The organism is Pseudomonas sp. PS1(2021) (genome assembly GCF_020405165.1).
Lineage (GTDB): Bacteria > Pseudomonadota > Gammaproteobacteria > Pseudomonadales > Pseudomonadaceae > Pseudomonas > Pseudomonas aeruginosa.
Genome location: NZ_CP084484.1, coordinates 6257084 through 6269766 on the forward strand (window position 1 = coordinate 6257084; position 12683 = coordinate 6269766).

Annotated in this window: 11 protein-coding genes; 1 reads left to right on the forward strand and 10 read right to left on the reverse strand. The window is 68.3% G+C overall.

What is annotated here, in order from left to right; translation table 11 throughout:
- Positions 1 to 94: 94 nt before the first annotated feature.
- The 9 genes from LE197_RS29750 to LE197_RS29790 form a co-directional block, all read right to left on the reverse strand.
- Positions 95 to 1144, reverse strand: coding sequence for a protein-glutamate methylesterase/protein-glutamine glutaminase (locus LE197_RS29750; RefSeq protein ID WP_003083922.1), 1050 nt, complete (start codon positions 1142 to 1144; stop codon positions 95 to 97).
- A 19-nt stretch (positions 1145 to 1163) separates the two neighbouring features.
- On the reverse strand, positions 1164 to 1766 hold the full coding sequence (gene cheD, locus LE197_RS29755) for a chemoreceptor glutamine deamidase CheD (protein ID WP_003102220.1): 603 nt from the start codon (positions 1764 to 1766) through the stop codon (positions 1164 to 1166).
- A 5-nt stretch (positions 1767 to 1771) separates the two neighbouring features.
- Entirely contained in the window at positions 1772 to 2614 is an 843-nt protein-coding gene (locus LE197_RS29760; protein WP_003102222.1) for a CheR family methyltransferase, read from the reverse strand.
- Positions 2615 to 2683: 69 nt separating this feature from the next.
- Positions 2684 to 4723: an aerotaxis transducer Aer2 gene (aer2, locus tag LE197_RS29765; protein WP_003112650.1), complete on the reverse strand. Its 2040-nt coding sequence runs from the start codon at positions 4721 to 4723 to the stop codon at positions 2684 to 2686.
- 35 nt (positions 4724 to 4758) lie between these two features.
- Complete coding sequence (locus LE197_RS29770; protein ID WP_003083938.1) at positions 4759 to 5244, reverse strand: chemotaxis protein CheW; 486 nt, start codon at positions 5242 to 5244, stop codon at positions 4759 to 4761.
- Positions 5231 to 7150, reverse strand: a complete 1920-nt coding sequence (locus tag LE197_RS29775) for a chemotaxis protein CheA (protein ID WP_023083869.1) — start codon at positions 7148 to 7150, stop codon at positions 5231 to 5233. Before LE197_RS29775 ends, LE197_RS29770 begins: the two co-directional genes overlap by 14 nt.
- A gap of 27 nt (positions 7151 to 7177) precedes the next feature.
- Positions 7178 to 7543, reverse strand: a complete 366-nt coding sequence (locus LE197_RS29780; protein ID WP_003083943.1) for a response regulator — start codon at positions 7541 to 7543, stop codon at positions 7178 to 7180.
- A 197-nt stretch (positions 7544 to 7740) separates the two neighbouring features.
- On the reverse strand, positions 7741 to 8925 hold the full coding sequence (gene cttP, locus LE197_RS29785; protein WP_009875676.1) for a trichloroethylene chemotactic transducer CttP: 1185 nt from the start codon (positions 8923 to 8925) through the stop codon (positions 7741 to 7743).
- 180 nt (positions 8926 to 9105) lie between these two features.
- Positions 9106 to 10038 (reverse strand): LysR family transcriptional regulator, encoded by a 933-nt coding sequence (locus LE197_RS29790; protein ID WP_003083951.1) that lies wholly within the window; start codon positions 10036 to 10038, stop codon positions 9106 to 9108.
- A 116-nt stretch (positions 10039 to 10154) separates the two neighbouring features.
- Here LE197_RS29790 and LE197_RS29795 point away from each other — a divergent pair, with 116 nt between their 5' ends.
- Entirely contained in the window at positions 10155 to 10907 is a 753-nt protein-coding gene (locus LE197_RS29795; RefSeq protein WP_003106691.1) for a 3-oxoacyl-ACP reductase family protein, read from the forward strand.
- A gap of 99 nt (positions 10908 to 11006) precedes the next feature.
- Here LE197_RS29795 and atsA read toward each other — a convergent pair whose 3' ends face one another.
- On the reverse strand, positions 11007 to 12617 hold the full coding sequence (gene atsA / locus LE197_RS29800; RefSeq protein WP_003106692.1) for an arylsulfatase AtsA: 1611 nt from the start codon (positions 12615 to 12617) through the stop codon (positions 11007 to 11009).
- Positions 12618 to 12683 lie beyond the last annotated feature (66 nt).

Sequence of the window (12683 nt, forward strand, 5' to 3'; positions counted from 1 at the left end):
AAGGCCCGTGGTTCGGGCCTGTCGTCGGCGGGGTCTCGGCGGGGGAGGTTGCGGGGGGCGGCGAAAAAGCGCAGCGGGCCGGCCAGAATCCCGCTCAGAGGCGGTTGCCGCTGCCGCGCCGGGCGGCTTGCTGGAGCAGCGCGGCGGCGATCCGTTCGAGCGGCAGCACGTCTTCCGCGGCGCCCAGTTCCACCGCTTCGCGGGGCATGCCGTAGACCACGCAGGTAGCCTCGTCCTGGGCCAGGGTGTAGCCGCCGGCCTGGCGGATCGCCAGGAGCCCGCGCGCGCCGTCCTTGCCCATGCCGGTGAGCAGGCCGGCGAGCAGGTTGCGCCCGGCGCAGCGAGCCAGCGATTCGAACATCACGTCCACTGCCGGGCGGTGGCCGTTGACCTGCGCCTGGCGGTTCAAACGCACCACGTAGTTGGCGCCGGAGCGCTGCACCTCCATGTGGTGGTCGCCCGGCGCGACCAGGGCGTGGCCGGGCAGTATGCGGTCGCCGTCGCGCGCTTCGCTGACGCTGAGCCGGGTCAGGCGATCCAGGCGCTCGGCGAAGCTGCGGGTGAAGCCGGGAGGCATGTGCTGGGTGATGACCACCCCGGGACTGTGCGCCGGCAGGCCGAGCAGCACTTCCTTGAGCGCCTCGGTGCCGCCGGTGGAGGCGCCGAGGGCGATGATCTTCTCGGTGCTGAGCAGCGGCGCCGCGCTTTCCGGCGGCGCCGGCGCGTCCGCCGCACGGCGGCGCAGGCGGGCGCGGGCGACGGTCTTGAGCTTGGCGCGGATTTCCTCGGCATAGGCCTGCATGCCTTCGGCGATGCCCAGCCGGGGCTTGGCGATGAAGTCCACCGCGCCCAGTTCCAGCGCGCGCAGGGTGGCTTCGGAACCGCGCTCGGTGAGCGAGGAGATCATCAGCACCGGGGTCGGCCGCGCCTTCATCAGCTTGTCGAGGAAGGTCAGGCCGTCCATTCGCGGCATTTCCACGTCGAGGCTGATCACGTCCGGCGCGTGCTGCTTGATCAGGTCGCGGGCGACGAAGGCGTCCGGCGCGCAGCCGACCAGGCGCAGCTCCGGGTCGGCCTGGATGATCTCCTTGAGCAGGCTGCGGATCAGGGCGGAATCGTCGACGACCAGGACACTGATGGGCATGGCGAGCTCTCCCGGAGAGTCAGAACAGGTCGATGGGGCCGCCGTCCGCGTTGCGGTCGATACGGCGGCGGTAGTCGCGTTCACGCTGCAGCACGGTGTCGTTCTTCAGCTCCACCAGGGACTTCACCAGGACCCGGCCATTGCGCGGGAAGAAGTAGATCTTGCGCGGGAAGGCCTCCAGCACGTCGCTGGCGAGCAGCGGGATACGCTCGGTGGCCAGGTAGTCGAGGGTGAACTCGACGTTGCGCTGGCCGATGGCGGCGCTGATCTGGCGCAGTACCGAGCCGCCGCCGAAGACCTTGGCCTGCAGGCGCTCGCGGCTGGCGCCGAGGGCCAGCATGCGGTTGATCAGCAGTTCCATGGCGTGGCTGCCGTAGCGCGCCGACGGCGAGGCCGGGTCGCCGCCGAGGCCGCGCTCGGGGAGCATGAAGTGGTTCATCCCGGCGATGCCGTTGAGCGGGTCGCGCAGGCACACCGAGACGCAGGAGCCGAGCACGGTGACGATCACCAGGTCTTCGCCGCTGGCGAAGTATTCGCCGGGCAACAGCTTCACCGCATCGCAGGCGAAGTACGGATCGTAGTAGCGGTTCAGCGGCGCGCCTTCCCGGGCCTGGAGATTCATCGCGATCAGGCCGGGCTGTAGACGGTCTGGCCGACGGAGCGCACCAGGTGGCTGGCGTGGACGAAGTTCTCCGAATGCCCGGCGAAGAACAGGCCCTCCGGCCGCAGCAGGGCCACCATGCGTTCCAGCAGGCGGGTCTGGGTCGGCTTGTCGAAGTAGATCATCACGTTGCGGCAGAAGATCGCGTCGAGTTCCCCGGCGATCGACCAGTCTGCCTCCAGCAGGTTGATCTGGCGGAACTCCACCAGTTGCCGCAGTTCCTCCACCACCCGCGCCTTGCCGGCGTTGGGCCCGGTGCCGCGGAGGAAGAAGCGTTTCTTCAGCGGCGCCGGCATCTGCTCCAGGCGCTCCAGCGGATAGACGCCCTGGCGGGCGCAGTCGAGCACCCCGGTATCGATGTCCGAGGCGACGATCTTCACCGGCGGATCGAAGCTGCCCAGCGCCTCCACCAGGGTGATGGCGATCGAATAGGGTTCCTCGCCGGTACTCGCCGCCGCCGACCAGATGCGCAGCGGGCGATGCCGCTGCAACTGGCGGCGGGCGAGGTCGGCGAGCAGGGGGAAGTGGTGGCGTTCGCGGAAGAATGCGGTGAGGTTGGTGGTCAGCGCGTTGACGAACAACTGCTGCTCGCCCGGCTCGCGGTCGAGGTGGGTGAAATATTCGGCGAAGCTGCCGAGCCGCAACAGGCGCAGGCGCCGCGAGAGGCGGCTATAGACCAGTTGCGCCTTGCTCTCGGCCAGGCTGATGCCGGTCAGCCGGTAGAGCCGCTCGCGTACTTGCTGGAAGTCCTCGCGGGTGTAGTGGAACTCCTGGTTGCCGAACACCGGCGAAGGCGTGGAGGTGGGCATTGGCGTCGGGTTTCCCTGGTCGACCCTAAGGGCTTGCCGCCCTCCGCCTGGCGGAGGCGCGGCGTGGTCTCAGAATTCTTCCCAGCCGTCTTCCTTGCGCGCCTTGCTGGCCCGCGCCATGCCGCTGCGGGCCAGCGGCGCCGGCGCGCTGGGGCGTGGCGCGGACGGCCGCGCGCTGGCGAGCTGGACCACGCTCGGCGGAGTGTCCAGCCTGAACACCGCCACCGACTGGTTGAGCAGGCCCGCCTGCTCCTGCATGGCCTCGGCCGCGGCCGCGGCTTCCTCCACCAGCGCGGCGTTCTGCTGGGTCATGTCGTCCATCTGCGAGACCGCGCTGTTCACCTCTTCGATGCCGGTGCTCTGCTCGGCGGAGGCGGCGGCGATCTCCGACATGATGTCGGTGACCCGGCGGATCGCTACCACGATGTCGCTCATGGTCTGTCCGGCCTGGGCCACCAGGGTGTTGCCGTTCTCCACCTTGTCCACCGAGTCGGAGATCAGCGTCTTGATCTCCTTGGCCGCGGCGGCGGAACGCTGGGCGAGGGTGCGCACTTCCCCGGCGACCACCGCGAAGCCGCGGCCCTGCTCGCCGGCGCGGGCTGCCTCGACCGCGGCGTTGAGGGCGAGGATGTTGGTCTGGAAGGCGATGCCGTCGATCACCCCGATGATGTCGGCGATCTTGCGCGCCGACTCGTTGATCGAGGACATGGTGCTGACCACCTTCTGCACCACGGTGCCGCCCTGGGTCGCCACTTCCGAGGCATTGGCCGCCAGCGAGTTGGCCTGGCGGGCATTCTCGGCGTTGAGCTTCACCGTACTGGTCAGTTCTTCCATGCTCGAGGCGGTTTCCTCCAGGCTCGACGCCTGCTGCTCGGTGCGCGCCGACAGTTCGGCGTTGCCGCTGGCGATCTCGCTGGCGGCGGTGTTGATGGTGTCGGCGGCCTCGCGAATCTGCCCGAGCATCCGCGACAGGCTTTGTGCGGTGTCGTTGGAGAAATCCTTGAGCTGGCCGAAGGTGCCCTGGTAGTCGGCCTCGATGCGCTGGGTGAGGTCGCCCTGGGCCAGCGCCCCGAGCATCCGCGAGACGTCGCGCAAGCCGCGGTCGGCGGTATCCACCAGGCTGTTCAGGTCCTTCGCCAGCCTGAGGAAGAAGCCTTCCTTGCCGGCCTCCTCGACGCGCTTGCTGAAGTCGCCGGCGGCCGCCGCCTGCACCAGTTGCGAGACTTCCTGCTCGGCGCGGTGTTCCTCGGTGCGGTCGGTCCATTGCACGGCGGAGCCGAGGCGTTCGTTGGCGTCGTTGAACACTGGCACCACGTCGAGGGAGAAGCGCCGGCCGCCGAGGTTGAGCTCGGCCTTGTGCACGCCGGTGAGGTTGGCCAGCAGGTGCCGCTGGTGCGCCGGATTCTTGTGGAACACGTCGATGTTGGCGCCCATCAGGCGGCCGGCGTCGAAGTTCGGCAGTTGCTTGCGGATATCCGCTTCGGCGCGACCGAGCATCTCGCTGACGGTGCGGTTCATGTAGATGATGTTGAGATCGTTGTCGGCGATCATCACGTTGGCCGAGACGTTGTCCAGCGCGCTCTTGATCCGCGCGTTGTAGGCCGCCGTGGCCAGTTGCGCCGAGGTCGCCTCGGCGGCCCCGCGCAGGCGTTCGCGAACGCCGTCGATGGCTTCGGTGATCTGCGCCTTCTTGCCCGGCAGGCGGTCCATCAGCGGCTCGAAGTTGCCCTGGCCGTAGGCGGTGACCACGCTGACCACCTTCATCTTCACCGCGATGTGCGCGGCCACCAGTTCGTTGACGCCCTTGGCGATGCGCGCCGCGCGACCTTCCAGGCGTTCGGCGGGAATCGTCTGGTCGATCCAGCCGGCTTCGTGCTGGCGGCTCATCTCCGCCAGCCCCGCCTCCAGGCTTTCCACCTGCTGGAGTTCGGCGCGTTGTTCGCGCAGTTGCCGCTGCAGCGCCCGCAGGCTGTCGTAGAGACGCTCGTAGCCGGGCGCCGGGGCCTCGCCGACGGCGGTGTCGAGCTGGCCGTCGGCGAACGACTGGAGGAGCGTGGCGATCCGGTCGGCGCGTTGCTGCGCCACCGCATGTGCATTGAACAGACCCATTTCGATATCCCCTGCCTATCCCTCGTTGGCGCCGCTCAGGCCGCGGCTTCGTCGACCAGCGCCATTTCGCGGCTGGTCATCAGTCTCTCGATGTCCACCAGGATCAACATGCGCTCGCCCGCGGTGGCCAGGCCGAGCAGGTATTCGGTGTCGAAGCTGGCGCCGAACTCCGGCGGCGGCCTGATCGCGTCGCCGCCCAGTGCGATCACGTCGGATACCGAGTCCACCACCACGCCGACGATGCGCCGGCCGATGTTGAGGATGATCACCACGGTGAACGGGTCGTAGGTGACCTCGGCGAGGTGGAACTTGATGCGCAGGTCGACGATCGGCACGATCGCCCCGCGCAGGTTGATCACGCCCTTGATGAAGGGCGGCGCGTTGGCGATCGCGGTGACCTGGTCGTAGCCGCGGATCTCCTGCACGCGGAGGATGTCGATGGCGTACTCCTCGCGGCCCAGGGTGAAGGTCAGGTATTCCTGCGCCGGGCCGTTCGCCTGGCTTGCCTCAGTGCCGTTCATCGGCGGTGTCCTCCCGCGCCGCCAGGCGTGGCAGCGCATCGACGTCGAGAATCAGGGCGACGCTGCCGTCGCCCATGATGGTGGCGCCGGCGATACCCTCCACTCGGCGGAAATTCTGTTCCAGGCTCTTGATCACCACCTGCTGCTGGCCGACCAGTTCGTCCACCTGCAGGGCGAAGCTGCGCCCCTCGGACTCGAGGATCACCACGATGCCCTGCTCCGGCGCCGGCGCTTCGCCGCCGATGCGCAACAGCTCGTGCAGGCTGAACAGCGGCAGGTACTCGCCGCGTACGCGGATCATCGCGTTGTCTTCGCCGCCGAGGCCGCGCACGTCGTCGCTGCGCGCCTGCAGCGACTCGACGATGTAGGTCAGCGGAATCACGTAGTTGACCGCTTCGACGGCGACGATCAGGCCGTCGAGGATCGCCAGGGTCAGCGGCAGGCGGATGCCGATGCGAGTGCCCATGCCGGGCGCCGAGTCGATGTCGATGCGCCCGCCCATGGCACCGATGTTGCGCTTCACCACGTCCATGCCGACGCCGCGTCCGGACAGCTCGGTGACCGTCTCGGCGGTGGAGAAGCCGGGCATGAACACCAGTTGCCAGACCTCGGCGTCGCTCATCCCGTCATGCACCGGCAGGTTGCGCTCGCGGGCCTTGGCGAGGATGCGTGGACGCGACAGGCCGCGACCGTCGTCGGAAACCTCCACCACCACGCTGCCGCCCTGGTGGCTGGCGGCGAGCTTCACCGTGCCGCTCGCCGGCTTGCCGGCGGCGAGGCGTTCGGCGGGCGTTTCGATGCCGTGGTCGATGCTGTTGCGGACGATGTGGGTGAGCGGATCGCTGAGTTTCTCGATCACGCTCTTGTCCAGTTCGGTGTGCTCGCCGTGCAGGTGCAGCTCGACCTGCTTGCCCAGGCGCGTGGCGGTGTCGCGCACCAGCCTGGGGAAGCGGCTGAAGATGAAGTTGATCGGCAGCATGCGGATCGACATCACCGATTCCTGCAGGTCGCGGGTGTTGTGTTCGAGCTGGGCCAGGGCGTGCTGCAGGCGCTCGTGGCGGCTCGGGTCGAGCTGCTCGCCGAGCTGGCCGAGCATGGCCTGGGTGATCACCAGTTCGCCGACCAGGTTGATCAGGCTGTCGATCTTTTCCACGCTGACCCGGATCGAGCCGGACTCGCCGTCACCACGCACGGGCGCGACTGCGCCCCTGGCCGTCGCGGCGACGGCTTGCGCGGGCGCACTGGGCGCGGCGGGGCTGCCGGGGGCGCCGTCGAACAGGCCGAAGGCGCGTTCCTCCGTAGGTGGGGAACCCGGTGCCTCATCGAAGAGGCCGAACGCTTCGCTCGCGGCCGGTGCGCCGGGCGCCTCGTCGAAGAGCCCGAACGCTTCCGGCGCGGCCGCTCGTTCCGGAGCGCCCGGGCCTTCGTCGAAGAAGCCGAAGGCATCGTCGTCCGCGGTTTCCCTGGCGGGCGCGTCGTCGAACAGGCCGAAGCCTTCCTCCGCCGCTTCCTGTTCCGGCACCCGCAGCCAGCCGCGCAGCCGCTCGACCGTCTCCAGCAACGGCACCCCGGGGTCGGGACTGCCGCTGCGATGGGCGTCGAGCAGGCGCTGCAACACGTCGCGGGCTTCGAGGAAGGAACTGATCATGTCCGGCCGCAGGTGCATCTGGCCACAGCGGATGCGGTCGAGCAGGGTCTCCAGTTCGTGGGTGACGGCGGTGATGTCGTCGAAACCGAACATTCCGCTGGAACCCTTGATCGAATGCGCGGCGCGGAAGATGCCGTGCAGCGTCTCGCTGTCCGGCCGGTCCAGGTCGAGACCGATCAGGAGGAGTTCGAGGGTGGCCAGGTGTTCCTCGGTTTCCTCGAAGAACACCTGGAGAAACTGGCTCATATCCTGGGGCATGGGACCTCCCCCGCGGGGGAACGGGAATCAGGGCAGGACCTTGCGCGTCACTTCGAGCAGTTTCGGCGGGTCGAACGGCTTCACCAGCCAGCCGGTGGCGCCGGCGCTACGCCCCTGCTGCTTCATCGCGTCGCTCGATTCGGTGGTCAGCATGAGGATCGGCACGCTGCGGTAGCCGGCCAGGTTACGCAGGCTGCGGATCAGCGACAGGCCGTCCATGTTCGGCATGTTCTGGTCGGTGAACACCAGGCTGTAGCTCTTGCTCTGGGCCTTGCCGAGGCCTTCCTTGCCGTCCGCGGCCTCGTCCACCTCGTAGCCGGCGGACTTCAGGGTGAAGCTCAGCATCTGGCGGATAGACGCCGAGTCGTCGACGATCAGAATCGGTTTGCCCATGGTCTTGCGTCCTCACGGTGTCCCTACCGCAGCGCCAAGCTCGGCGGCGAAGGTGGTGTGTGCCAGGTGGCTGTGACGGAGGGCTCTGATGGCCCTTTGCTAGTTCCAGTAAAGACAATGTCCGGTGGATTTCAATTATTGGCGCCGGTTTCTCGTCGGATAGTTATCCGGTTAGACGGATTGGCTATCGATACCCCTCAGAACAATTCCACTTCGCCCACGTTGACGCTGTTCTGGCTCACCGGGCTGGGCAAGGGCCGGCGTAGTTCCTCGACCTCCCGCGCGACCCGTTCGGGCCATTCCTGGCGCGGCCGCGCCTCCAGCGCGCCGAGGCCGAGGGCGAAGGCGCCAAGACGCGCATGGTGCTTGCGCATCTGGCCGAGCAACTGGCTGCCCATGTCCTGGAATTGCAGGGCGGTGACCGCCGCGTCGACGCCCTGGCCGACTTCCAGCGAGAGCCGGTCCAGTTCGTGGATGACCTTCAGGGTGTGCCGGTTCATCGCCTCCAGGTCATCGAGCATGCCCTGGATCTTGTGCTTGGAATCGAGGGCGAAGGACATGTCCTTGTCGGCCAGTTGCGAGATCGCGCTCTCGGCGTCCTGGATCTCGTGGTGGACCACGTCGACGTGCTTGCGGATGGCGGCGGAAAACTCCGTGGAGCGGGTCGACAGCGCGCGCACTTCATCGGCGACCACGGCGAAGCCGCGGCCGCTCTCGCCGGCTCGGGCGGCCTCGATGGCGGCGTTGAGGGCGAGCAGGTTGGTCTGCTTGGCGATGGCGTCCATGTCCTGGGTCGACTGCAGGATCTCGGTGATCTTCAGCCGCACCTGGTCCATGCGTTCCACCAGTTGCTGCGAGGTCCGGCTGGTTTCCAGGGTAGCCTCGACGAACAGGCTGAGGGTCTGCTGGGTGGTCCTGACGAAGTCCTGGAAGTTGATGCCTTCGTCGACCTGGCCGCGCCCGTCGTAGCGCTCGATCAGCGAATGGGACAGGCCGCGCTGGGTATCGATGCGTTCGGCGAGGCCGTGGAAGCTGTCGCTGAGCTGGCGGATCGCCGAATGCAGCAGTTCGTCGATCTGCCGGGCGTGACCGTCCAGTTGCGCGGTTTCGTCGGCGAGCGCCCGTTGCGCCGCGCTCCAGGCCGGCGAAGCGGCATCCGCCTGCGGGTTGGCATTCGCTACCGCTTGCCGAGGGGCGCGCAGGAGGAGGACGAGCATGGCCAGGCTGGCGAACCAACCGAGCGCCAGGACCAGCCAGACGCCGAGGCCGACGGCATGCAGCCCGGCGCACAACGCCCAGGGTAGGGAAAGCAGGCCCAGCTTCAGCAGCAGGGGCCGGGATGGTAACGAAACACCGAGGGACTCGCGCATGCTGCACTCCATGTGCCGGATCGGAGCAGGGCTTCCAGGCGGTCCCTCGGGACCGTGCGGAAGACGCCTTCCAAGCTCGTCGGCGGCGTTTTCTAAAACTAGAGTCCCAATCGGTAATGTCAAACTGCCGTTTTTCCGGCGAGGCCGGTGCCAGGGCCTTTTCCCGTTTGCCGAGGCGACGGATGGCTGGCGCTAGCCGGTTGGGAAGGCGGAGAAGCGCCGGGCCAGGTCCTGGCGGCGGAAGTAGTCGACGACGAAGTCGACGAAGACCCGGGTCTTGGCCGGTAGCAGCTTGTTCGCCGCGTAGTAGAGGCTGGTGTTGCCGGCGTCGACGTACCAGTCCGGCAGGACCCGCACCAGGGCGCCGGACTCCAGGTAGGCATAGGCGTGCTGCATGCATACCAGGGTGATGCCCAGGCCCATGGCGGCGACCTCGCAGGTGGCTTCCGGGTCGCTCATGGTCATGCGTTCGCGCAGCTCGATCGGCGCCTCCTCGCCGTTGCGCCGGCGCAGCGGCCAGGAGCGCACGCGGCCGGTCTGCGGCGAGCGGATGCGGATCCCGTCGAAGCCGCCCAGGTCGCCTGGATGGCGGATTGGCGGCTTGTCGCGGAGGTAGGCGGGCGAGGCGAGGAGGATCAGGTGGCCCGGCGTCAGGTTGCGCGCCACCACCCCGGGAGGCAGTTCGAAACCGCCGCCGATGGCGGCGTCGAAGCCTTCGCCGATGAGGTCGACCTGGCGATTGTCGAAATGCCAGTCGGGCACGATGTCGGGATAGCGTTCGAGGAACTCGCCGAGCAGCGGCAGGATGTAGTCGCGGCCGAAGGCCAGCCCCATGCTGACCTTCAACGTGCCGCTGGGTTGGTTGCCGACGCTGGAGACGTTGGCGAGAGCGGTCTGGATGCCCTCCAGGCTGCCGCCGACCTCTTGCAGGAAACGCTCCCCGGCTTCGGTCAGGGTCAGGCGCCGGGTGCTGCGCTGGAACAGGCGCACGCCGAGGTTGCTTTCCAGGCGGGCGACGTTCTTGCCCACCCCGGCCGGCGTCAGGCCCAGGCGCCTGGCGGCCTCGGCGAAGCTACCGGCCTCGGCGCTGCGGACGAAGCACTGGATGTTGCTGAGGGTTTCCATGGGAAAGGGCCCGCATAAACCATTGGTATCGGCTGAATATAGCGATTACCCGCTACCAGGTCTGCAATGGACGACGGAAACTCGGGGCCTGTCTATCCACTCCGATGGAGATTTCCATGTCCGTATCCTCTGCATCCCTCGCCGGCAAAGTCGCCTTCGTCCAGGGCGGTTCCCGCGGCATCGGCGCCGCCATCGTTCGCCGGCTGGCCGCCGAAGGCGCCAGCGTCGCCTTCACCTACGTCAGCTCGGCGGACAAGTCCCGGGCCCTGGCGGCCGAACTCGAAGGCGCCGGAGCCAGCATCCTGGCCCTGCATGCCGATAGCGCCGACGCGGCCGCGCTCGTCGCCGCCGTCGACGAAGCGGCGGCTCGCTTCGGACGCATCGACATCCTGGTCAACAACGCCGCCGTCCTCGCCCTCGGTTCGGTGGAAGAGCTGCCGCTGGCCGACTTCGAGCGGACCCTGGCGATCAACGTGCGCAGCGTCTTCGTCGCCACCCAGGCGGCGGTCAAGCACATGGGCGACGGCGGGCGGGTGATCAGCATCGGCAGCACCAATGCCGAGCGCATGCCGTTCGCCGGCGGCGCCACCTACGCGATGAGCAAGTCGGCGCTGGTCGGCCTGACCAAGGGCCTGGCCCGCGACCTCGGCCCGCGCGGGATCACGGTGAACAACGTGCAGCCGGGTCCGGTGGATACCGACATGAACCCGGACGACGGCGACTTCGCCGAGGCCCTCAAGGGCCTGATGGCGCTGCCGCGCTACGCCCGCAGCGAGGAAATCGCCAGCTTCGTCGCCTACCTGGCCGGGCCGGAAGCGGCCTACATCACCGGGGCCAGCCTGACCATCGATGGCGGTTTCTCGGCCTGACCCGGGTCGCCTCGTTCCACCCGGCGAAGTAGCCCCTCTCCCCGACCTTCTGGCCAGACGTTCCCTCCTGAAGGGAGAGGGCGAGGGGAGAGGTTCCGCTTATCGCACCAGGAAAGGCGAAGCCCCCTCTACGACACCGGTCTCGCTGACGTATCGCTTCCAATGCTCGATCAGCTCCGCCAGCTTGCCCGGCTGGCTGTCAGCGAGGTCGTGGATCTCGCCCGGGTCGCGGGCCAGGTCGTAGAGCTGCCAGGTGGCCGGGCCCACCGGGGCCGGCAGGTACACCGCCTTCCAGTCGCCCTGGCGGATCGCACGCATGCCGAACAGCTCCCAGCCGGTCACGGTGTTCTCGTCGTGGGCCGCCTCGGTCTCGCCGGAAAGCCAGCCCAGCCACGACCTGCCGCGCGGCTCGGCGATCTCGCGGCCGCGCCAGCGCTTGCCTGGGTGGCGGACACCGGCGAGGTCGAGGAGGGTCGGGGTGACGTCCATCACCGTGGCGAAGGCATGGCTGATCGCACCCTGCCGGCTTAGCCGCGGGTAGCGCACCAGCGCTGGCACGCGAATCCCGCCCTGGGTGGTGAATGCCTTGTACAGGCGCGATGGTGCGGTGGCCGCCTGGGCCCAGCGCGGGCCATACCAGACGTAGGAATTGGCGCGGCCGATGTTTTCCAGGCTGTTGTCGTAGTGCCGGTCGAGAAAGCCCAGCAGGTCCGGGCCGAATTTCGGGAACGCCTCCAGCAGGGCGCCTTCGGCGCCGTTGTCGGACATGAACAGGACGAAGGTGTTGTCCAGCTCGCCCTGCCGGCGCAGGTAGTCCACGACCCTGCCGATGTTCCAGTCCATGCGCTCGACCATCGCCGCATAGACCTCCATCGCCCGCGCCGACTTAGCCCGTTCCTCGTCCTCCAGGGCCTCCCACTCGCGGGTCAGGGCGAGCACCGGATGGGCTTCGACGTCCGCTTCCACCAGGCCCAGCTCCTTGAGCCGGGCCAGGCGTTCCTGGCGCAGCGCTTCTGGACCGGCGTCGTAGCGACCGCGGTACTTCTCGACGATCTCCCGCGGCGCTTGCAGCGGCCAGTGCGGCGCGGAGAACGGCAGGTAGGCGAAGAACGGCCGGCTCTGGTCGCGCTCCTTGAGGTATTGCAGCAGCTTGTCGCCGAAGGCGTCGGAGGAATAGAAGCCCTCCGGCAGCGTGTCGAGGTAGCGCTCGTCTTCCACGTAGAGCGCTGGCGTACCCTTGAGGATGCGCGGAGTGCTTTCGTCGTAGGGCGGCTCGAAACCATAGTGGTTGGCGGCGCCCGGCAGCAGCGAGAAGGAACGCTCGAAACCGCGTGCATGGGGCGTCTGTTCCGGCTTCAGGCCGAGGTGCCACTTGCCGGCCATGAGGGTCTGGTAGCCGGCCTCGCGGAGCAGCTCCGGCAGCGCCACCACGCGCTCGTTGAGATGCCCTTCGTAACCCGGCTTGCCTTCCAGTTCCGGGGTCAGCGCCTCGGCCATGGTGCCGATCCCGGCGATGTGGTGGTCGGTGCCGGTGAGCAGCATCGAGCGGGTCGGCGAGCAGGTCGAGGCGGTGTGGAAGTCGGTCAGGCGCAGGCCGGCGATGGCCAGGGCGTCGAGGTTCGGCGTGGCGATCTCGCCGCCGAAGGCGCCGATATCGGAGAAGCCCAGGTCGTCGGCGACGATCACCAGGAAGTTGGGGCGTTTGCTCATGCGCGGGTCTCGTCTGGATGGGAGGAGAAGGTGGGGCCCTCGCCCCCGCCCTTCCCGCAGGGGGAA

Coding starts and splice junctions, on each gene's coding strand:
- LE197_RS29750 (WP_003083922.1), bottom strand. CDS start 1,144: ATGCCCATCAGTGTCCTGGTCGTCGACGATTCCGCCCTGATCCGCAGC.
- cheD (WP_003102220.1), bottom strand. CDS start 1,766: ATGAATCTCCAGGCCCGGGAAGGCGCGCCGCTGAACCGCTACTACGAT.
- LE197_RS29760 (WP_003102222.1), bottom strand. CDS start 2,614: ATGCCCACCTCCACGCCTTCGCCGGTGTTCGGCAACCAGGAGTTCCAC.
- aer2 (WP_003112650.1), bottom strand. CDS start 4,723: ATGGGTCTGTTCAATGCACATGCGGTGGCGCAGCAACGCGCCGACCGG.
- LE197_RS29770 (WP_003083938.1), bottom strand. CDS start 5,244: ATGAACGGCACTGAGGCAAGCCAGGCGAACGGCCCGGCGCAGGAATAC.
- LE197_RS29775 (WP_023083869.1), bottom strand. CDS start 7,150: ATGCCCCAGGATATGAGCCAGTTTCTCCAGGTGTTCTTCGAGGAAACC.
- LE197_RS29780 (WP_003083943.1), bottom strand. CDS start 7,543: ATGGGCAAACCGATTCTGATCGTCGACGACTCGGCGTCTATCCGCCAG.
- cttP (WP_009875676.1), bottom strand. CDS start 8,925: ATGGAGTGCAGCATGCGCGAGTCCCTCGGTGTTTCGTTACCATCCCGG.
- LE197_RS29790 (WP_003083951.1), bottom strand. CDS start 10,038: ATGGAAACCCTCAGCAACATCCAGTGCTTCGTCCGCAGCGCCGAGGCC.
- LE197_RS29795 (WP_003106691.1), top strand. CDS start 10,155: ATGTCCGTATCCTCTGCATCCCTCGCCGGCAAAGTCGCCTTCGTCCAG.
- atsA (WP_003106692.1), bottom strand. CDS start 12,617: ATGAGCAAACGCCCCAACTTCCTGGTGATCGTCGCCGACGACCTGGGC.